General features: G+C 40.8%; 18 protein-coding genes. 14 read left to right on the forward strand and 4 right to left on the reverse strand.

Going from position 1 to position 20,007, the window contains the following annotated elements; translation table 11 throughout:
• Positions 1-78: 78 nt before the first annotated feature.
• From IV73_RS06005 to IV73_RS06015, 3 genes are read right to left on the reverse strand one after another with little or no spacing between them, the layout of a single operon-like run.
• The gene (locus IV73_RS06005; RefSeq protein ID WP_057756303.1) at positions 79-1,320 is read right to left on the reverse strand and encodes an aminopeptidase; all 1,242 of its coding nucleotides are present in this window, start codon (positions 1,318-1,320) and stop codon (positions 79-81) included.
• Between the two features lie 29 nt (positions 1,321-1,349).
• A complete protein-coding gene (locus IV73_RS06010) occupies positions 1,350-3,218 on the reverse strand; it encodes an FAD/NAD(P)-binding protein (protein ID WP_057756306.1) in 1,869 nt (622 codons plus the stop codon).
• Positions 3,219-3,220: 2 nt separating this feature from the next.
• Positions 3,221-3,892 carry an NAD(P)H-hydrate epimerase gene (locus tag IV73_RS06015; protein WP_057756308.1) on the reverse strand — a complete coding sequence of 224 codons (672 nt, stop codon included), beginning with the start codon at positions 3,890-3,892 and terminating at the stop codon, positions 3,221-3,223.
• A 112-nt stretch (positions 3,893-4,004) separates the two neighbouring features.
• Here IV73_RS06015 and IV73_RS06020 point away from each other — a divergent pair, with 112 nt between their 5' ends.
• The 11 genes from IV73_RS06020 to IV73_RS06070 all read left to right on the forward strand — a co-directional run bounded on the left by IV73_RS06020 (position 4,005) and on the right by IV73_RS06070 (position 12,977).
• Positions 4,005-4,346 carry a hypothetical protein gene (locus tag IV73_RS06020; protein ID WP_057756312.1) on the forward strand — a complete coding sequence of 114 codons (342 nt, stop codon included), beginning with the start codon at positions 4,005-4,007 and terminating at the stop codon, positions 4,344-4,346.
• A gap of 86 nt (positions 4,347-4,432) precedes the next feature.
• Complete coding sequence (locus IV73_RS06025; protein ID WP_057756315.1) at positions 4,433-5,125, forward strand: MIP/aquaporin family protein; 693 nt, start codon at positions 4,433-4,435, stop codon at positions 5,123-5,125.
• 217 nt (positions 5,126-5,342) lie between these two features.
• Entirely contained in the window at positions 5,343-5,831 is a 489-nt protein-coding gene (locus tag IV73_RS06030) for a phosphatidylglycerophosphatase A family protein (protein WP_057756317.1), read from the forward strand.
• The gene (locus IV73_RS06035; protein WP_057756319.1) at positions 5,824-6,822 is read left to right on the forward strand and encodes an asparaginase; all 999 of its coding nucleotides are present in this window, start codon (positions 5,824-5,826) and stop codon (positions 6,820-6,822) included. The genes IV73_RS06030 and IV73_RS06035 overlap by 8 nt, the downstream gene beginning before the upstream one ends.
• Before the next feature lie 37 nt (positions 6,823-6,859).
• The gene (locus tag IV73_RS06040; RefSeq protein ID WP_057756322.1) at positions 6,860-7,180 is read left to right on the forward strand and encodes a YdbC family protein; all 321 of its coding nucleotides are present in this window, start codon (positions 6,860-6,862) and stop codon (positions 7,178-7,180) included.
• A 128-nt stretch (positions 7,181-7,308) separates the two neighbouring features.
• Positions 7,309-8,010 (forward strand): response regulator transcription factor, encoded by a 702-nt coding sequence (locus IV73_RS06045; RefSeq protein ID WP_057756323.1) that lies wholly within the window; start codon positions 7,309-7,311, stop codon positions 8,008-8,010.
• Positions 8,007-9,194: a sensor histidine kinase gene (locus tag IV73_RS06050; RefSeq protein ID WP_057756326.1), complete on the forward strand. Its 1,188-nt coding sequence runs from the start codon at positions 8,007-8,009 to the stop codon at positions 9,192-9,194. Before IV73_RS06045 ends, IV73_RS06050 begins: the two co-directional genes overlap by 4 nt.
• Before the next feature lie 96 nt (positions 9,195-9,290).
• On the forward strand, positions 9,291-9,596 hold the full coding sequence (locus IV73_RS06055; RefSeq protein WP_057756329.1) for a hypothetical protein: 306 nt from the start codon (positions 9,291-9,293) through the stop codon (positions 9,594-9,596).
• A 101-nt stretch (positions 9,597-9,697) separates the two neighbouring features.
• Positions 9,698-11,836, forward strand: coding sequence for a cation:proton antiporter domain-containing protein (locus tag IV73_RS06060; protein WP_057756332.1), 2,139 nt, complete (start codon positions 9,698-9,700; stop codon positions 11,834-11,836).
• A 39-nt stretch (positions 11,837-11,875) separates the two neighbouring features.
• Positions 11,876-12,187 carry a thioredoxin gene (gene trxA, locus IV73_RS06065; RefSeq protein ID WP_057756334.1) on the forward strand — a complete coding sequence of 104 codons (312 nt, stop codon included), beginning with the start codon at positions 11,876-11,878 and terminating at the stop codon, positions 12,185-12,187.
• A 202-nt stretch (positions 12,188-12,389) separates the two neighbouring features.
• Positions 12,390-12,977 carry a DUF805 domain-containing protein gene (locus IV73_RS06070; RefSeq protein ID WP_057756337.1) on the forward strand — a complete coding sequence of 196 codons (588 nt, stop codon included), beginning with the start codon at positions 12,390-12,392 and terminating at the stop codon, positions 12,975-12,977.
• A 363-nt stretch (positions 12,978-13,340) separates the two neighbouring features.
• On the opposite strand, the gene cbpA is transcribed toward IV73_RS06070, so the two are convergent.
• A complete protein-coding gene (cbpA, locus tag IV73_RS06075) occupies positions 13,341-13,991 on the reverse strand; it encodes a cyclic di-AMP binding protein CbpA (RefSeq protein ID WP_057756340.1) in 651 nt (216 codons plus the stop codon).
• Between the two features lie 255 nt (positions 13,992-14,246).
• On the opposite strand from cbpA, the gene pth reads away from it, so the two are divergent.
• The 3 genes from pth to IV73_RS06090 all read left to right on the forward strand — a co-directional run bounded on the left by pth (position 14,247) and on the right by IV73_RS06090 (position 20,004).
• Positions 14,247-14,813 (forward strand): aminoacyl-tRNA hydrolase, encoded by a 567-nt coding sequence (gene pth / locus IV73_RS06080; RefSeq protein ID WP_057756343.1) that lies wholly within the window; start codon positions 14,247-14,249, stop codon positions 14,811-14,813.
• A gap of 90 nt (positions 14,814-14,903) precedes the next feature.
• Positions 14,904-18,431, forward strand: coding sequence for a transcription-repair coupling factor (mfd, locus tag IV73_RS06085; protein ID WP_057756346.1), 3,528 nt, complete (start codon positions 14,904-14,906; stop codon positions 18,429-18,431).
• A complete protein-coding gene (locus IV73_RS06090; protein WP_083485564.1) occupies positions 18,397-20,004 on the forward strand; it encodes a putative polysaccharide biosynthesis protein in 1,608 nt (535 codons plus the stop codon). The genes mfd and IV73_RS06090 overlap by 35 nt, the downstream gene beginning before the upstream one ends.
• Positions 20,005-20,007 lie beyond the last annotated feature (3 nt).

Raw genomic sequence — 20,007 nt, forward strand, 5'->3', positions numbered from 1 at the left:
CAAATATCTGTTGTAACTCAACAACAGATATAATCTTAACAAATATTATTGGGGAATGCAAGTAAAAAATAAAAAATATTATTTAGCCCAATCACCTTGACGGAAAACTGGGACTGTCGAGCCATCTGCTTTAATTCCATCAATATCTAAATCAGCAGATCCCATCATAAAGTCAACGTGGATAATAGATTGATTTTGTCCGTGTGCTTGGCGGGTTGCATCATCCATTTGGGTTCCATTATTGATATTAAAAGGGTAAGCAGCACCCAAAGCCATATGATTTGAAGCATTTTCATCAATTAAGGTATTGTAGAAAATTAAACCAGATTGAGAAATAGGAGAAGGATTTGGCACAAGGGCCACTTCTCCTAACGATTTGGCACCTGAGTCACTGGCAAGTAGTTGATCCAAAACCTCTTGTCCGGTACTAGCGGTCGCCTTGGTGACCACGCCATTTTCAAAAGTTAATTGAATATCATTAATTAAGACGCCTCCATATGATAAAGGCTTCGTTGCTGTGACGTGCCCATCGATATGGCGATAATCGGGGGAAGTAAAAACTTCTTCCGTGGGGAGGTTGGCAGTAAAATAATTTCCTGCTTTATCGTTTGAATCAGCGCCTTCCCAATGATGATTTTCAGCCAGTCCAACGGTGATGTCAGTGCGGGGTGAAAGGTAGTGGAGTGCCTTGAAATTTTCTTGATTGAGCCAAGTGGCATGTTGATTAAGTTGGGCAATATGTTTTTGCCAAGCTACAGTTGGGTCTTGGGTGGATTCAATCCGGTTAAATTTAAAGATATTTAGCCAAAGTTTTTCGCAGGCTTCTGCTGGATTTAATTCTGGGAAAACTTTTTTGGCCCAGGCTGGGCTAGCCGCCGCGACGACGACCCAGGCAAGTTCATTGTTCATTGTGGCATCCATGACGGGCTTTTTGCCGTATGCTTGACTCTTCGAGAAGATTGCCACCTTTTGTTGATCTAAATCGCCAAAACTATCCGGATCTTCTGACATGATACTAATGCGTGAAATTCGGTTTGAGGCAATTTCTTGAGCTTTGATCGTGGTTGAGGTTGGGACTTGATTTAATACTTCATCTGATGCGTTTTGAATTAACGCGTGCGTAATGTAGTCATCCTTCCATTCCACTTGCACAGCTTTAGCCCCATGTTGATAGGCGCTGTCGATTAAAGCGTGGACTAAGGGTTGCTGGGTTACTTCGGCATAAATAATGACGCTTTGGGTGGGCTGTACATTGATTCCCGTTGTGATAATGAGTTCCGCGTATTTTTCTAAATATTGATCAAAATTTTTAATTGGCATCTGGTCCTCCTTGATTGGAACTTTAGAAGTTAAAGGTTAGTAAAGATGTCATTAGCAATATTTTCGGCATCTTGTAAAATTTTATCATGTGAGTTAGGGCGCGGTGAAAAAGTAGTAAACCATGACCAGCCCTCAGTCAAAGCACCCCATAAGCGCAATCCAGCAACAGGTTGATTATTTTCATCGAGCACCCGCATGGTTTTTCGATCAATCATGGCGCCCCCAACTTTTAAGATTTGCCCATCATTTTTTTGATAGTCACGCGTGTTTAACATTTTCTGGTCCACTAAGTCTTGAATTAAAGGATCGGCACTGGTTTTGACATTGATACCGTGCAAACGCGCTTCAACCAGTTGTTGAGTTTCGAATTGTTGGTTTAAATGATCCGTAACTAAGAATTGGGCGGGATGTTGTTGGTTAGCGGGTTGGCATTGTACTTGCATCCCCGGGCCAACCAAAGTTAAAATTCCCGCTTCCATGAGCGCAGCCATTTGTTCTACGCGGGCAACAGGTGGCCCGACTGAAACAATGTTGTTAAAGGGATTGAATTCTTGTAAGAATCTGGCATATTCGGCATCATTGAGATAATTATTGGTGACATAATAACGAATCGTACTTCGCACATCTCGTAAAAGGTCAAAGGCCCCGGCAAATGGGGCGTCCCGATTTCCTAAACGCGCATCTTGGATATCGTTGATTAGATAAGCTAAGAAAGTCTGTTGATATACATTGACATTCTTGGCGTTATCAAATGGGGCGATAATCGTTGCCCAATTAATAATTTGTTGTTCGGGTAAGCCCCAGGCTTTAGCGGTGGCATCGAGATCATCCGCACTGTTTAAGGCTTGTAAGAAATCGGTCACAGCAAATGCCCAATTAATCGCGGTATCACTAACTACATTAAAGTAATGCTTGTAGCTCATCTCTTTTTTCAATAGATGAATAAAAAAATCAAAAGAAACATGCCCATTATGCTTTTCAGCAAAATGATCAAGAGCGGCAGGGGTGAAGAAACGTGGTTGGTAGCTTTGGCCACCAATTTTTTGATTAACCCCGCGGGCGTGTAAAGGCACCCCGTGGCGCGATCCGGCAATCAAATGCGGTTCAGTCCCAGCAGGTTGATAACTTAATTTACCAGAAGCATCTCGTGTGAAATGTCCACCCCGACCAATCGTTAATTTGGCCATGTAATCAAAGAAACTCAGGCCTAGGCCTCTTAAAATGACATTTTGTTGGGCTTGAATTTTTTCCAATGGGGCATCGGCCGGGTGATTAGCTGGTAAATATAATAATTGCTCTGCTTGGGCAAAATCAGCTAAATTCTCTTCTTCAGGGGAATTAATTTGGGCCGCATGTCCAGGCGCCAAAATGACTTGATCGACGGTTAGATCCAGGTCGGTCTGAGCTTGAATTTTAAACTGAGCGGCGTGCCGTTGAATCTGGGTGACCGATTGAGGATAAAAATGGACTTGCACTTCGGCGGCCAAATTATTCATGATTTCATCAAAGAACCATTGTGTATAAACCCCAAATAAAGCCCGAGAACTAAAGCGGTTGGGATTAATGGTTGCTAATTCATTTAGAAAAACGGCTTCATTTTCAAAATTATGATTTTTGACATATTGATTCCCGTAATCGCAAGCCCATTGATAAAAGGAAGGTCCCTGCAGCGCGGGCGCAAAATGTTCAATCGTCGTATCAGTAAATAAGGTCAGTTGTGAGGTGACAGTGTTCATAATAAAAGTGGGGTCCTGGTTAGGACGCCAGACTTTTCCCCCAATCCCAGCTGGGTCAAAAAGGTGGATATCTGTTTTTTGATGACTTTGTTTAGCATAAGCGGTTAAGCGCGCTAATAGGGCTAGGTTTCGTGGACCTGCCCCGATTAATGCAATTTGCATAGTTAATTACCTTTGCTTTCACTAGAATTTTTGAAATTGGCGATTTCTTCAGGAGCATAAATTCCAATATCTTTTACATAGACGGTTCCAGCACGCTTTGGACCTTCGCCTTTCAATAACCCAGTTTTTGGATAAGCGAAGGTCACGGTCGCAGTCGCCCGAATTGCTGCTCCTAAAATTTCACCAGTGGTGGCGTTTAAACCTGATGGGACGTCTAAGGCAATGACGGGAATATTTGCAGCGTTAATGCGTTTAATCATTTCACCAAGTTTAACTGGAACGGGTTTGACGAGTCCAATTCCAAAGAGGGCGTCGACAATTACGGTGTATTGGCGGAAATCTTTGACCCTTTGAATGGGCTCAATACCATAATTCTTGGCGATTTCTAATTGTTGACTCGTGTTGTTAGCAGCCCGTGCTTCATCCCCCACAAATAGCAATTCAACGTTGACGCCTTTTTGCTGGAGAAGCCGAGCAGTGGCAATTCCATCCCCCCCGTTATTACCAAGCCCAGAAATAACTAAAACGCGTGCTAAATCAAATTGACCCGCTGCGAGCACTTCAATGGTGGATAGGGCGGTTTTTTCCATTAAGACTAAAGGCGAAACGCCAATTTCATTGATTGTATATTGATCGTATTGTTGCATTTCGTGTGCAGTGATAGCATTAGGCATAAGGGCCTCCTCATAAAGTAAATAATATGTTTTCATTATAACTCAAATTTGATAAAATTAACTTTGAACGTTAATTGCCAGAGATTTGATGCAGGAAGGGGTTGATACAACAATGAATGATATGGATAAAATTCCAGAAACAATGGAGGCTGTCGAGGTTCGCGTGGCGATGATGAAACAAGTTGGCTTCCCAGTGGAAGTCGATGACGTCATTAAAGAAGCGATTAAAGATGGTCTTCAAGCCTTGTTGGATGAACAAATGTCTGGGCATTATTATACGGTGCATTGGGATGAAGACTTTAAGAACCTTGAAGTGATTGGCTTTGGGGATGAACATGTTGGCGACATTGCGCCGGAAGCGGGGCAATTAGCTTGGATTGATCAATTTAAAGCCAATACCGATATGTTTTGGTTTAATTTGGATGCCGCTGTTACTAAGTTAGCGGGGCGCTAAGCTTTATTTAAATTTGAATCAAGCGTGATTTTAACTTGGTTTTGTATTATAATGCTTTAAATCATATAAAAAAGGGGAAATTATTTATGCGTAAGTATTATGCAGAGTTTTTCGGAACAATGATGCTAGTTGCATTTGGAACTGGAAGCGTTGTCTTTGGTGGAACAGCCTTTGGTTCAATGCCAATTGCTTTAGCCTTTGGATTTTCAATTATTGTTGGTGGTTATGCTTTTGGAAGCATCTCAGGTGCACACTTTAATCCAGCGATTTCATTAGGAATGGCGATGAATAAGCGGATTACTTGGATGGAATTTTTATGGTATGTGGTAGCACAAATTTTGGGTGCCTTTGTTGGAACTGGAATTTTGGTATCATTGATGTCAACTTTGAAGGCCACGAAGGAACAAATGACTGTGACAGCCTTGGGAGCAACTAACTTCCAATCACCAATCACAATCTGGGGTGCCACGTGGGTTGAATTGATTTTGACCTTTATCTTTGTTTTGAGCATCTTAGCTATTACTGCTCCAAAGAATGAAATGGGTAATCAATTCGCCCCAATTGCAATCGGAATTACTTTGGCTGCTTTGATTGTTTTGGGAATTGGTTTGACCGGCGCTGGTTTGAACCCTGCACGTTCATTAGCTCCAGCCGTTGTGCTTGCCTTTATGGGTAGCACGGGTGCTTTGACGAACATTGCTCCTTACTTCATCGGCCCATTGGTTGGTGGAGCTTTGGCCGCACTTGTTGCAAAGTATTTAATGCATACTGAAGATTAATTTAAAAAAGAAAAGCTACTTAGTTTGTTGAACTAAGTAGCTTTTTTGTGCTTATTTAGTGTTTGGGGTTTTTAATAGTTAAAGGGAAATCTTGGATTGATGATAGTTCGATGAAAAGCTGCCGAACTTTTAAACATAATGTTAAAATGAATTGTAGTTAAAATTAATTTTGAACTTAATCTTAAAAGATAAACAAAGAAGAAAGCGAGAAAATAACATGGAAACAACGACGGAACAAGATAATTATCAAGTGGTTGTTGATCAATTTCAGGCTAGAGGGGTAGCGTTAACTGCCATTGCTGAATTGGTGTATGACGGACAAAAGGAATTCATTTCAACTATGGCCCTATCTGATGCTTTGGATAGCGTCAAACATGTTTTACATAAGACGGAAGTCCAAGATGCGATTTTAACTGGTTTAGCGCTCGATGATTTAGCGGAAGCTAAGACCTTGCCTGAACCATTGCTAAGCCGAGTACGCGCAGATAGTTTAACCTATGGGACTGATGAAAATATGGTCATGGCGATTTTAGGCGTTTATGGTACGATTTCTTGGACAAATTTTGGCTATTTAGATCGTTTAAAGCCAGGGATTATTGGTGAATTAAATGATGCTCAAAAAAATGGGGGACGCGTCAATACGTTTATTGATGATTTAGTCGCAGCGGTAGCCGCGGCAGCGGAGGCACGCATAGCACATGAATGAAAAATATTTAGTAATTACCACGGGAGGCACCATTGCTTCTGCCGTGACGGAAAAAGGATTAGCTCCAAAGATGAGTCCAGAAGAATTAGTGACTTATTTTAAGCCCAGTCCAGAGATTGAACTTGATGTAAAGCCTTTGATGGCCAAGGATTCGACTAATATGCAACCAGAAGATTGGTTGTTGATTGCTGAAACCATTAAAGCGGAAGAAGAAAATTACGACGGATTCATTGTTACCCATGGAACAGATACCATGGCTTATACAGCTGCGGCATTATCATATTTATTGTATCGTTTTACTAAGCCGGTGGTGATGACGGGATCACAAATTCCTCTGGGGATGCAGTATACGGATGCAGAATCGAATTTACAAGATGCCCTCTTGTTTATTAGTGATACTGATTTAACCGGTGTGTTTATTGTCTTCAATGGCTTAGCGATGGTAGGGACGCGTGCGGTAAAAACGAAAACGCAAAGTTATGATGCGTTTGAATCGATTAATTATCCATACGTGGCACGGATTATGCATGGAAAAATTAATCATATGTATCAACCGAAGCCAGAGAGTTTGAATCTTCCAGCTCGTAATAAGTTGGTCTTAGATCCAAATATCTTTATGCTAAAAGCATTTCCTGGGATGACCGTCGATATTTTTGATTATTTGTTAGAACACGCCCACGCGGTAATTATTGAAAGCTTTGGCAATGGTGGCTTGCCATTTGAACGGCGAAATCTCTTGCCAGGAATTCAAAAGTTAACTGATGCAGGGATTCCCGTGGTCATTACGACGCAAATTTTAGAAGAAGGGCAAGATATCGCTTTGTATGAAGTGGGTCAGCGAGTGGTTGAAGCTGGCGGGATTACTGCTGGCGATATGAACACTGAGGCGATTGTGGCTAAGCTGATGTGGTTGTTGGCGTATACCCAAGATATGGCTGAAATTACGCGTCTTTTGCAAACCCCAATGGCACATGATATGGGCTTTGACTAATGTTTGGCTAGCATTTGGTCGAAAGGAGAAGATATAGATGGCAGAACGTGGAAAAATTAAATTTGAAATTATTGAAAAATATGGAGTATTGTCAACCAGTAAATCAGGTTGGAATTTAGAATTAAATCTAGTACAGTGGGGCGAAAATCATCCCAAGTTTGATATTCGAGCATGGGATCCGGCGCATACTAAAATGGGAAAAGGCGTAGGCCTAAATCATGATGAAATGAAAAAATTAAACCAGATTATGACGGGAATTTTGGCTTTTGAACAAGAAGAAAACTTGCTCAACCAAGTGGATGAAGACCCAGATGATGAAAGCCAAGAACGACCACGTGTGACCCGATTGAGTGATTAGATGAAGTAAGTCAATTTTAAGGTTTGGTTGTTAAAGTATTGAAAATAGTTATTTAATTACAACTGGCGGTGGTCAGCAACTAATTGAAGGACTTAAATTGTGTGAAAATGATTTTAGGGGTGATTTGAATGGTTGCAAAAGCAGTGAAGATTTTAATTGTAGAAGATGACGAAGCATTGAGCGAAACGGTCAAAAACACTGTGCAATCGCTGGGTGAAACCACGCAAGTCTATGATGGCCGTGAAGCGCTTTTTGAAATTCAATCGGGGATCTATGATTTGGTTTTGTTAGATGTGATGTTACCAGAAATGGATGGTTTTACGATTTTAAAACGAGCACGTGAAGAATTCCCTAAGTTGCCCATTTTGATGCTGACGGCCAAAGATGAGTTAGAAGATAAGATGCATGGTTTTGATTTAGGAGCTGACGAATATATCACCAAGCCTTTTTATAAGGAAGAACTGCTGGCGCGGGCTAAGGCCTTATTGCGCCAAGCTGGTTTAATTGGGGATGAAGGTTTATTGCATGTCGGAAACGTTGAAATTAACGTGGAAAAGCATCAAGTTGCAGTTAATGGAGAGCCGGTCAACATTCAAGGTCGCGAATTTGGGTTATTAGTTTATTTGGTGCAACATCAAGATCAAATTGTTACTAAAGAACAGATTTTTGATCGTCTGTGGGGCTTTGATTCCGAAACCTCGCTAACGGTCGTAGAAGTTTACATGTCTAATCTGCGGAAAAATTTACGTAAGGCGTGCGCTAATTTAAATATTAAAACCCTTCGCAATGTTGGCTATACTTTAAATGTGATGGATGAGGAAGATGCATGATTGATTGGTTTAAGCATACGTATTTAGGCCATTGTTTCCATAAAATTCGAAAAGCGATGTCCACGCGCACGAAGTTGACGATTTTAACCGCCGTTGGATTTACCTTGGTCTTTATTAGTGTTGGCACGTTTATTGATCGACAATTTCGTGATGTGCTCTATAGTAATCCGGCGGCACGTGTGAAGCAGCCCTTTAGTCAAAATCAAGAAAACATGGTCCCGGATTCTAATCTTGTTGACTATTCCTATTTAAGACGCCAAAAAATCCAGCTGCCTAATCAAGATCAAATTTATATTAAATACTATGAAGAAGGCTGGTATATGTTTTATCGGCATGATCAACTCGTCTCATATCAAAATGTTAGTATCGAACATGATGTTGTGGAACGCTTTTCTAATCGGTTAGTCATTATCTTTATGACGACGGAAGCTATTTTGCTCTTTATGGCTTTGATTTTATCGCAGGCTAGTATGATTCCGATTACTCGGGCTTTAAAGCAACAGCGGACCTTTGTCGCCGATGCAGCTCATGAATTTAAAACGCCGATGACAGTGATTCAAAATAAATTGGAAACAATGTTGGAACACCCCAATGATTCCGTATTGGATCAAGTCGAAAATGTGGCCAATTCTTTAACGGAAGTTCGCCATTTAAATAAATTAATCGCGGATATGTTGAAATTAGCTCAATCTGATGCGGAAGTCGTAATGTTTGAATTTAAAGAGTTTGATTTGATTCAAGTTATTCGCGAAGTCAGTGAAATAATTGAATTAAAAATGGCTGAAAATCAACAAAGGTTAGTCCTGGATTTGCCTAAACAGTTAATTTTAGACGGTGATGAGCAGCGCTTGCGTCAACTAGTTTTAAATTTAGTTGATAATGCCCAAAAGTATGCTGGAGCTGGAGCAACGATTACTGTGAAGTTGACATCCAACCGAAATACTGTGCACTTGAAAGTTATGGATACCGGTGAAGGTATCTCAGATGATGATAAACGGCATCTATTTGATCGATTTTACCGTATTGATAAATCACGATCACGGGCTAGTGGTGGGCATGGGTTAGGCTTATCAATTGTTAAATGGATCGTTGAAGGTCATGGGGGGCACATTGATGTTGTTGATACGCTTCCACATGGAACGACCTTTGATGTGGTGCTACCTTTACATCATAAAAAATCATAAGAATTTCATGGACTTTCATTTAAAGCATGACTATAATAGGGGCACCAAAAAGATTAAATTAAATAAATTAGGGCATGAAGAAAAGGAGGAATCATTATGAATCGATTCGGACAGAGATTTGCTTGGTTTATCGGTATTATTGTATTAGTTGGCTTTTTATCACCAAGAACTTTAGGAGTGACATTTAAATTAATTGGTAGTTTAGTGCTGTTAGGAATTTTAATTGTAGTGGCGCTCGGCGCTTACTGGCGTGCGCGTTGGAAAAAAGCAATGGACCAGTTTGATGAGGCGACTGGTGGAGATTATCAACAGCGTACATATTATTATCATGCCGGGCCTGATATTACTAAAAATAATTACGGCCACCCTGGAGTCAAAGATGTGACGCCGCCTGATAAATAGATGCTTTTATAAATACACACAAAAGAGTGAGATACTCGCTCTTTTTTATTTTTAAGAATTTTGTTGGAAGAAGGTAGTGGGGAGGTATATGAGAGGTTAAGATGCCAATATTATATGTAATAGGTTTTTTAATAATGGGCGTTGTAGGAACCAATATTTTAAAAAAATATTTACCTAAATTCCCAGAACCCTTTATTTTAATTTGTTTAGGGATTGCGATGTCTTTTACCAAGGCGTTTCAAAATTTTGAATTAGAGCCTGAATTTTTTATGTTGCTTGTGATTGCGCCATTGATGTTTGTGGATGGGCAGCGCCAAAGCTTTGCGAAAATTCGGAGCCGCTTTAAACTAATTGTGACTTTGTCCGTGGTTTTAGCAGTCGTCACGGTGGTGATTGTCGGATCAGTGACGAATTTAATTGAAGTGGCTTGGACGTTACCATTAGCAATGGCTTTGGCAGCAATCGTGACGCCGACTGATGCGGTAGCCGTTTCATCGATGACTAGTAGTAGCCAAATGCCAGAAGGGGTCAATCAGGCTTTGGAATTGGAGTCATTATTTAATGATGCGACGGGATTAGTAATTTTAGATTTGGCACTAACCGTATTGGGGAATCAAAGTTTATCCGTCGCTGATGGGATTGGTCGGTTTATGTTTGTAGCGGTCGGTGGAATCGCGGTGGGGTTATTCCTTGGTTGGCTGATTGTTTTATTGCGGGTCCGCCTCAGTCTCAATATTAATATTGATCATCCAGAATATTCCGTTATTCCAGTGAGTTTATTGACACCTTTTGTGGTTTATTTGGTGGCGGAGCACTTAGGAATGTCGGGGATTTTGGCAGTTGTTGCCACTGGAATTATTCACAACTGGGAGTCAAATCGTTTGCGCCTCTCAGCGACACAGGTACAAATTTCACAACGAGTGATTTGGGACACGATTTCTAATATTTTAAATAGTGTTGTGTTTTTAATTTTAGGAATTACTTTACCAACTGTAGCACGCAGTATTGTTAAGATGGTACCGGGTGAATTACTAGGGCTAGTCGGTTTAGCAATGATTATTTATATTAGTATGTTATTAGTCCGCTATTTTTGGGCACTTTGGGAACATGAAGGTTCAGCTGTCCAGTTACTAGGCGCTAAAGATGTGCAACAACATTATTTTTATTCAAAGATTTTTGCGATCAGTGGAATTCATGGGACTATGACGCTCGCGATGGCTTTCTCATTACCCCAAGTGATTAACGGCCAGGCTTTCCCTTTCCGTGACCAAGTGATTTTAGTTGCTACGATGGTGATTTTAATCAGTATGTTGGTTAGCGCAATTGTGCTGCCACGTTTATTACCAGCTAAGGTTGAAAATTATAGTAGTGATGCTTTAGAAGTTGTCCGTGGTAAAATGGTCGATTATGCCATTTTACAAATGCATGATCAAATTCCTGACCATGCAGTGCGAGAGGCCTTATCGCAACAACTTCAATCCCAAAAAGGCTGGGGTACGGTTGATCGGGATCAATTAACGCAAGATTATCAAAATGGAATGCTAGAAATTAAAGATTTTATTAGTGATTTTATTCATAGTCCAGACGTGCTGCAGAAGTATAGTCGGTTAACTATTTTGTTGTTTGAAAAATTTGTGGACCGGATTCAGGTTGAGAAATTACCAAAACATCACCAATTTTGGTGGTTCAAGAAAATTAAACAGCGTCTCAAACATACCCGCCGTAAGATTCGCTGGGATGTACAGTTACAACGCGACCCCAAGCAACGGCAAAAAATGATGGAAATGCGTCAATTGCGCCAACAGTGGCAGGAGGTTAGTTCACATGAAGAAACGCGTCAGTTAAAGTTGCAAATGCAACAAGAAGTGACCGATTTAACCAATGAAGTGATTGATGCTAGCGATCAAAAATTAGACCAGATGCTAAAAGAGCGACTTCAAGCCAAGCACGGTGACAATCAATATATTGATGTGATGCGACAAAATTTGGATCGTTATTTCCAAAAGATGCAACGCAATTTTAAAAGCGATGTCCAAATCAATTCAGATTTATTCATTCAAGCCTTCCAGTATGAGATGACTTATGTTCGCCAGTTGGTGCAAAATGATATAATTCCGCAGGCTTTAGCGGCCGAATTATATGATGAAATTAATCAAGCACAATCGCTCCAAATTCAGCAACTTAATGATACGAATGTTGCAGAAAGTACACCATTGACGGTGATTGAGGCTAGCAATTGACGTGTTTGATATACTAAGAATAAAAGCGAGGTATTAATTATGGCAGTGACAGAAGTGAATGATCTTGATTTTGATGAGAAGACCAGCCAGGGGCTAGTCTTGGTTGATATGTGGGCGGCTTGGTGTGGACCATGTCGGATGCAGAGTCCAGTGATTGAGGCTGCTGCAGACCAAGTTGATGATGTTAAATTTATGAAGATGGATGTTGATGCAAATCCAAAAACATCAGAGGAGTTAGAGATTCAAGCAATTCCAACCCTTTTGATTAAAAAGGATGGCAAAGTGGTTGACCGTTTGATTGGCTACCATCCTTTGAATTTGGTCAAACAGACGTTACAAAAGTATGTATAAGATAAGGTCCTAACTATGGTAGTGGTTGGGACCTTTTTCTTTTGGATATTTTGCACCAATACAATCTTTATATGGAACCATTTAAAATGGGGCATGAGTGTATTTTTGGGTAAGATTTAGTTATGTTACTTGTCGGATAATTTTTATTAAGGTACAATTTTTAAATCGATGAGAATGGATATAATTTAAGGAGTATGGATTTATGATAAGCATGATACAAGCGTTTAAAAATTTTTGGCGCCACGGATTTGATTTTAAAGGGCGGGCGACCCGTGCTGAATATTGGTGGATGGCGCTTTGGGGTGTTATTTTTGGGCTAACTGGATTTTTGATCCTAGTGCTTGGTGTTTTTGGAGTTATTTTTGGGGAAGGCTTGATAATGCCACTCAATCCCTTCTATGCTAATTTACCAATGATCATTATTATTATGTTAATTTTAGGCTTGGTGATTTTTATTCCAGGGATCGCGCTAACCGTCCGTCGTTTACGAGATGCAGGACTTAAAACGTGGGTAATTTGGGTCTTAGTGGTTTTGTATTTTGTGTTACCCAATCCTACGACGCATGCGAATGCGGGGATAACTCTGTTGATGTTTTTAGAGCGCCTAGTAGCGTTGATTATTTTTATTTGCACAGTGTTAGAAACTGATCAGTTGAAGAATTTGAAATGGGTTGGTCGTGAGGAAATGAATGTGACGGGACCAACTGAGTCTAATCCTAGTGCCAATGAATTAACTGATACTGAAGTAAATGTTGAGATTTTGCAACCTAAAAATTATGACGAAAAATAACCTTGAACTAAGATGAAGATGAATGAGGGGCTTTTGCCAGTTGGATTTGATTATGCCCACGGCTAAATTAAGCATTCAGCGTCTGCGTGATGCGGTTTAAAGCTAGAATGATTAGGATTATTATTGATTTTATTTTGGTATCTGTTGCCAAGCTCATTTTCAGGTTATGGTGGATTGGAAAGGTTCACTAGGGATTAGATTTAATGTTGATTTTGATAGGTTAATATTAAAAACTAAGCAAATTAAAAGTTCCCCATGATAGGCTATGGAGATGCAAGCATTGATATACGTAAAACAATAATTTAGTAAAAGAAAACCCCAGTTAATCGATTCAATCGACTAGCTGGGGTTTAAATTACAGCACTACTTAGCTAAGAATGATTTTTCATTTAAATCTTCAATAGATTCTAAGCGGAAACCTTTTCGAGACAATAATTTAATAATTTTGGAAAGGGTGTCTTCATCAACTTGATCGGGGAGCGTGAAGACGATCCGTTGAGTTAAGTCGTTTTGATCAGGGTTTAGGGTGACAGCACTAGAAATGCTGGTGTAGCGGGCGACATATTTGGCTGCACGGACAAGACTTCCACGTTCACCATCGGTTAAGAGGGTTAACGTGTATTTACCATTATTGGTTTGCCATGAGTTGGCAAGCATTTTGAGGAGCGTGGCGTGGGTCAAAATCCCGATAAAGTTATGGTTAGCGTCAATGACGGAAATAAATGGTAAATCCTGTAGAGAAAAGATGACGTCATAAAAAGTTGCATCTTCTTGAATGAATTTAGTACTATTGCGCATAATCGAAGTGACTGGAGTATTTAAATCGTTATGGTCAATTTGTGCTTTGTAGATGTGCATTTTATAAACGACACCGCGAAAAAGATTGCCGGTTTTATCTAAAATTGGCAATGCACGGAAAGACGTTGTTTCAAAAATTTTAAGGGCATCAGCGATGGTGGTGTCTTCGCTGACTGTAACAAGTTCATCTTTGGGCTTAACAAGTGATTCAAGCATAATATTCTCTTTCTCTAATATTTATCTAATAATTTTAACATGGATTCCTACTTTTTAAAAGAGTTGCTCTAGAAATAAAAGTGCATTAAAACGCGCTTTGAAAACAAAATGGGTTTTAGTGAAAATGGTTGTCAAAACCTATTTATTAAGCGTAAACTAATAATAAAATCATGTAGTAGAAATTAAATTTAGACAATAGGGGTGGGTTCATATGGAACTCAGCCCCAAAACTATTTGGAAAGTAAAGGGAAAAAGATGAAAATTATTGTTGGTTTAGGAAATATCGGTAAAAAATATGATCAAACTAGACATAATATTGGATTTATGACCGTCGATGCAATGGCGGATAAATTAGGGCTGACTTTCAAGCAAGAAGCAAACCACCAAGCATTGATTGCGACGGGGTTGGTTAATAATGAGAAAGTGCTATTAGTAAAGCCCACGACTTATATGAATTTATCGGGCGAAACCGTTGGTAGCCTCGTGCGGTATTATCAATTGGATCTAGCTGATTTGTTGGTTATTCAAGATGATATGGATATGGAATTAGGGCGTCTACGGCTCCGTACGAAAGGTTCAGCTGGAGGACATAATGGAATTAAATCTATTATTGCGCATTTGAAAACATCTGAATTTAATCGCTTGAAGTTTGGCATTGCTCACCCTAAGCATGAACAACAGGCAGTGGTTAATTTTGTTTTAGGCAAATTTAATGCTGAAGATATGATTACCGTACAAGCTAGTTTGGATCGGGCGGTGGAAATTATGGAAGCCTTTTGCCAAGGCACATCGATGTCTGAGCTAATGAATCAATTTAATTAAAAAATTAAAATTGACTGTGATTATTGGATCGTGAGGGCCAGTTAGCTAGCATTCAGTTAACCGGGCAAAACCTTGTAATAGGAGAAATCAATGCAATTATCAGATATATTAGTGAAGAATGATCAATTTGAAAAGTTAACCCAGAAACTAGCTAGAGGTGGTCGGCATGTTTTAACCGGGGTCTTGGGCGGCGCGCGCGCGGTTTATTTGCATGGCTTATGGTCAAAATTACAAATTCCCGTCTTAGTTGTGGCCGACAGCCAATTTCATGCGCAACAATTGACAGAAGATTTAACGAGCTTAGTGGGTGCTGAGCACGTGGTGTATTTTCCCACGGAAGAAACGATCAGTGCCCAAGTAGCGATTACGTCGCTAGAAGTTGTGCAAGCACGCGTGGAGGCGTTGGAGCACTTACAAAATGATCCACGCGCAGTCGTCGTGACTGGTTATACTGGGGTGACGCAATATTTACCAACGGTAGAAACCTTCAATCAAGCGCAATTAAAAATTGATTTTCAAAAAACAGATTATGATTTAAAAGCTTTGCAGGCGCAATTAATTATGATGGGTTATCAACGCACAGAAGCGGTTTTTAATCCGGGTGAATTTTCAGTGCGGGGGTCTATCATTGATGTTTATCCTTTAAATCATGAAAATCCTGTGCGGATGGATTTCTTTGATACCGAATTGGATTCATTACGATATTTCAACTCTGAGGATCAAAAAAGTTTAGATCCGCTTGATGAATTACAGATTTTGCCAGTTACGGATTTGATTACGACGCCACAGCAACTTAAAAGCGCACAAACTAACTTTGAATTAGCTTTTACTAAGGCACGTGATGCCTTGGAAGGCGCACAGAAACGCCATTTAACGGAAAATTTAGGACCGTTGATTGAAGCCTTAAAACAAGGCACCGTTTTGCCGGAGATGCGTCAATATTTAGGGTATTTATACCCTGAAAAGACGCGCTTGATGGATTATCTACCAGCCGACGGACTCTTAGTTTTAGATGATTATCCCCGAGCGTTAGAAAATGCCAAGCAAGTTGAAAGAGATACTTTAGAGTGGTGGACTGATCGGCAAGCGGAGCAATTAGTGTTGCCAAACCCTGATTTGGGAACGCCCCTCGTAGCCGGGGTGGCATCCGATGAGCATCGGAGTTTAGTGTTATCACCGTTAGCGCGTAGTATTGGTAATTTGAAGCAAGATTCTTTGACCCAGATGATTGTGCGTCCGGCTCAGCAATTTTATAACCAGATGCCTGTGTTAAAAAGCGAACTCGATCGCTGGCAAAAGCAGCAATTTACCGTAATTTTTTTAACTAATACGGGTGAACGGCAAGAAAAATTAGCGCAGACTTTTAGTGATTTTAAAATTACGGCCAATCAAGTAAACAATCAGGACTATAAAGTGGGACGCACGCAAATTGGAGTTTTGGAATTACATGGTGGTTTTGAGATTCCAAGCTTGAAATTGGTGGTTTTGACTGAAAAGGAAATTTTCCAAACGGTTGTGAAACGGGCGCCCCGTCGGCAGACCTTATCAAATGCGGAACGAATTAAAAGTTATAACGAGCTTAAAGTTGGCGATTATGTGGTGCACGTTAACCACGGGATTGGAATTTATCAAGGGATCACGACTCTCGAAACCCGGGGTGTGAAGCAAGACTACATCACGATTCAATATCAAGGTTCAGGAAAAGTATTTATTCCCATTACGCAATTAGATTTAGTGCAGAAATATGTGAGTGCTGGTGAAAAGGCGCCGAAGCTAAATAAACTGGGCGGTACGGAATGGGCGAAGGCGAAGCGCAAAGTTGCGGCTAAAGTTGAAGATATTGCAGATGAATTGTTGCAGTTGTATGCCGAACGTGAAGCCAAGCGAGGCTTCGCATTTTCAGCCGATAATGATCGGATGCGTCAATTTGAAGCGGCCTTTCCCTATCCAGAGACGCTAGATCAACTCCAAGCAACCGCTGAAATAAAAAAAGATATGGAAAAAATACAACCGATGGATCGTTTGTTGGTTGGGGATGTTGGCTTTGGTAAAACTGAAGTTGCTTTTCGGGCGGCCTTCAAGGCGCTCAATGACCATAAGCAAGTGGCGATGCTGGTACCAACAACTATTTTAGCCCAACAACATTTTGAATCCATACAGGCACGATTTGAAGGCACAGGAGTTAAAGTGGCGATGTTGTCACGCTTCCAAACGGCTAAAGAAACCCGAGAGATTACGCAGGCCTTAAAGGACCACACTTTAGACATGGTCGTGGGGACGCATAAAATTTTGAGTAAATCGATGGGATTTGATGATTTAGGCTTATTGATTATCGATGAGGAGCAACGGTTTGGGGTTAAGCACAAAGAGCGTTTGAAGCAATTGAAAACTTCTGTAGATGTGTTGACATTAACGGCGACGCCAATTCCACGTACCTTAAATATGGCCATGGTTGGGGCTCGTGATTTGTCTGTCTTGGAGACGCCACCAGCGAACCGTTTTCCAATTCAAACCTATGTTATGGAACAAAATGGTCGTGAGATTGCTTTAGCAATTGAACGGGAAATGGCGCGTGGGGGTCAAACTTTCTATTTGCATAACCGTGTTGAAGATATTGAAAAAGCCCGAGCTTATGTTGAAAGTTTGGTGCCCGATGCGCGTGTCGCAGTTATTCATGGTCGTATGACGGAAACGCAATTGGAAGGTATCTTGTACGACTTTATTCAAGGAGATTATGACGTCTTAGTTACGACGACAATTATTGAAACTGGTGTAGATATCCCCAATGCAAATACATTAATCGTGGAATCAGCGGATCGGATGGGCTTGGCACAGCTGTATCAAATCCGCGGACGGGTTGGACGGTCATATAATTTAGCCTATGCTTACTTTATGTATCCAGTAAACCGAACTTTAAGTGAAGTGGGTGAGCATCGGTTGGAAGCGATTCGTGATTTTACGGAGCTAGGTTCCGGTTTTAAAATTGCAATGCGTGATTTATCAATTCGCGGTGCTGGAGACCTATTAGGTTCACAGCAACATGGCTTTATAAACAGTGTTGGTTATGACTTGTATATGCAAATGTTACAAGAAGCGGTTCAAGCTAAGCAAGGTAAAGTGGTTGAGCAAAAGAAGGCTGATGCCGAATTGAATTTGAATGTGGAAGCTTATTTACCAATCAATTATATTCCTGGAGGTGCGCAAAAGATTGAGTTTTATCAGCGCATTAGTCGGGCAAAAAATAATGATCAATTTATGGAAATTGAAGATGATTTACTGGATCGGTATGGTGAGTTACCAACGGCTGCGGTTAAATTGTTGCAGGTTGCTTCAATTAAAAGGTACGCAGATCAAGTGGGAATTGCCAAAATTGATCACGATCGCCAAACCAATAATTTACTACATGTGACCTTTGGACCGGAAGCTGATTTGGGACAGGTTGATTGGTTAAAGCTTTTGGAGGCGCAACATTTGCGTGGTAAAACGATTGGGGTTAATCCGGCGCGGATTGATATTGTGATTCAACCGAAAATGACGGAAGCTGATTGGCTAACGGGTCTAGAGCATTTCTTGGAGGCTTTAAATGAGCAAACAAATGTTAAATCAGCTACCAAGTAAGCATCTGGCGCAAGGGGTTGGTCTTTTAACGCTGACGGGCTTAATAGCGAAAGTTCTAAGCGCAATGTATCGTATTCCTTTGCAAAATATGGTTGGAAATGCAGGCTTTTATGTTTATCAGCAAGTATATCCCCTATATGGAATTGGGGTGGTTTTGGCGTTAAGTGGTTGGCCGATGTTGATTGCTAAAGTGGTCAGTGAGCAAAATAGTCAGCGCCAGGCTAAAGTCGCAGCGGCACGCCTGCATCGAATTTTAGTTGTCATTAGTTTAATTTTATTTAGTGGCATCTATTTAGGGGCGCCAGTGTTAGCCTACTGGATGGGTGGTGATTTACAGCTGAATCCCGTGATTCAAATGGTGGCGTGGATGTTTTTATTTATGCCCATTTTGGCCACCGCCCGTGGGTATTCCCAAGGATTATTAAATATGAAGCCGACTGCAATTTCCCAAATTGTTGAACAGTTAGGGCGTGTTTTAATTATTGTCGGGGTAGCCTGGTGGGCGCAGAATCATAATTGGACGATTTATCAAATCGGGCAAGGTACTATGGCGGGGGCGCCTCTGGCCGCTTTAGTAGCGAGTCTGGTCTTGTGGCCCACTTTTCGCCAATTTGGGTTGGTCAAAATGCGCACGGATGAACGCGACGCCTGGCCCCATTTACGTTGGATGATTTTGGCAAAACGTTTGTGGTATGAAGGCGGTTTGCTTGTTTTAGTCACTGCCTTATTAGTTTTATTTCAATTGATGGATTCATTTTCGGTTAAAGGTTTACTGGTCCATTCTGGTTTTTTGCCGGCGCAAGCTGAAAGTTGGAAAGGGGTTTATGACCGTGGTCAGCCCCTCGTTCAATTAGGGATGGTCTTGGCCACTAGTTTAGGCACCGTTTTGTTACCAAATTTACGACAGTTTTTCGTTCAACAAAAAAAGCAAGCGTTTCAACGTGATTTTCAACGCTCCTTCCATCTCTCATTATTTATGATTCTGCTTACGACGGTTGGCATGCTTGCGGTAATGCCTTATTTGAATCAAACTTTATTTGGAAGTCGTCAAGGGACAGCTGTATTAGATGTATATGTTTTAAGCATGATTCCCGCGACTTTAATGACCGTTGGCGTGACAGTTTTACAAAGCTTAGACCAAACGCGGCATTTATGGTGGAAATTAACTTTAGGCATTGGCTGCAAATGGTTATTAAATCAAGCTTTGATGCCTGGGATGGGCTTGATTGGAGCAAGCTGGGCTACAGTGGCGAGCCTTAGTCTGGTGTGGATTCTCGTTTGGTGGCAACTTCCCCAAATGCTCCGACAACCCACACCGTTTGCCCCCCGTTGGTTAGCAAAAATTATATGCGTCACCGGTTTGATGGGCATGATTGTGTCGTTAACACTGTTTTTGCTTGGGAATCAATTACCAACCACCCGTTTAATGAGTAGCGGCTTGTTATGTGTTGGTGTAATTTTAGGTGGAGTGATTAGTGCTTTTTTGACGATTTATGGTAAATTATTAACAGTTGATGAATGGCAACTACTACCATACGGCAAACGAATAATTAAAATATTTAAAATAAGATGAAAT

This window comes from Weissella kandleri (assembly GCF_001438705.1).
Taxonomy (GTDB): domain Bacteria; phylum Bacillota; class Bacilli; order Lactobacillales; family Lactobacillaceae; genus Weissella; species Weissella kandleri.

Excerpts from the sequence above, each read along its gene's own strand:
- pth (WP_057756343.1), top strand. The coding sequence starts at position 14,247 with ATGAAAATTATTGTTGGTTTAGGAAATATCGGTAAAAAATATGATCAA.
- IV73_RS06020 (WP_057756312.1), top strand. The coding sequence starts at position 4,005 with ATGAATGATATGGATAAAATTCCAGAAACAATGGAGGCTGTCGAGGTT.
- IV73_RS06040 (WP_057756322.1), top strand. The coding sequence starts at position 6,860 with ATGGCAGAACGTGGAAAAATTAAATTTGAAATTATTGAAAAATATGGA.
- IV73_RS06055 (WP_057756329.1), top strand. The coding sequence starts at position 9,291 with ATGAATCGATTCGGACAGAGATTTGCTTGGTTTATCGGTATTATTGTA.
- IV73_RS06025 (WP_057756315.1), top strand. The coding sequence starts at position 4,433 with ATGCGTAAGTATTATGCAGAGTTTTTCGGAACAATGATGCTAGTTGCA.
- cbpA (WP_057756340.1), bottom strand. The coding sequence starts at position 13,991 with ATGCTTGAATCACTTGTTAAGCCCAAAGATGAACTTGTTACAGTCAGC.
- IV73_RS06015 (WP_057756308.1), bottom strand. The coding sequence starts at position 3,892 with ATGCCTAATGCTATCACTGCACACGAAATGCAACAATACGATCAATAT.
- IV73_RS06035 (WP_057756319.1), top strand. The coding sequence starts at position 5,824 with ATGAATGAAAAATATTTAGTAATTACCACGGGAGGCACCATTGCTTCT.
- IV73_RS06050 (WP_057756326.1), top strand. The coding sequence starts at position 8,007 with ATGATTGATTGGTTTAAGCATACGTATTTAGGCCATTGTTTCCATAAA.
- IV73_RS06070 (WP_057756337.1), top strand. The coding sequence starts at position 12,390 with ATGATAAGCATGATACAAGCGTTTAAAAATTTTTGGCGCCACGGATTT.
- IV73_RS06060 (WP_057756332.1), top strand. The coding sequence starts at position 9,698 with ATGCCAATATTATATGTAATAGGTTTTTTAATAATGGGCGTTGTAGGA.
- IV73_RS06030 (WP_057756317.1), top strand. The coding sequence starts at position 5,343 with ATGGAAACAACGACGGAACAAGATAATTATCAAGTGGTTGTTGATCAA.
- IV73_RS06090 (WP_083485564.1), top strand. The coding sequence starts at position 18,397 with ATGAGCAAACAAATGTTAAATCAGCTACCAAGTAAGCATCTGGCGCAA.
- IV73_RS06010 (WP_057756306.1), bottom strand. The coding sequence starts at position 3,218 with ATGCAAATTGCATTAATCGGGGCAGGTCCACGAAACCTAGCCCTATTA.
- IV73_RS06045 (WP_057756323.1), top strand. The coding sequence starts at position 7,309 with ATGGTTGCAAAAGCAGTGAAGATTTTAATTGTAGAAGATGACGAAGCA.
- trxA (WP_057756334.1), top strand. The coding sequence starts at position 11,876 with ATGGCAGTGACAGAAGTGAATGATCTTGATTTTGATGAGAAGACCAGC.
- IV73_RS06005 (WP_057756303.1), bottom strand. The coding sequence starts at position 1,320 with ATGCCAATTAAAAATTTTGATCAATATTTAGAAAAATACGCGGAACTC.
- mfd (WP_057756346.1), top strand. The coding sequence starts at position 14,904 with ATGCAATTATCAGATATATTAGTGAAGAATGATCAATTTGAAAAGTTA.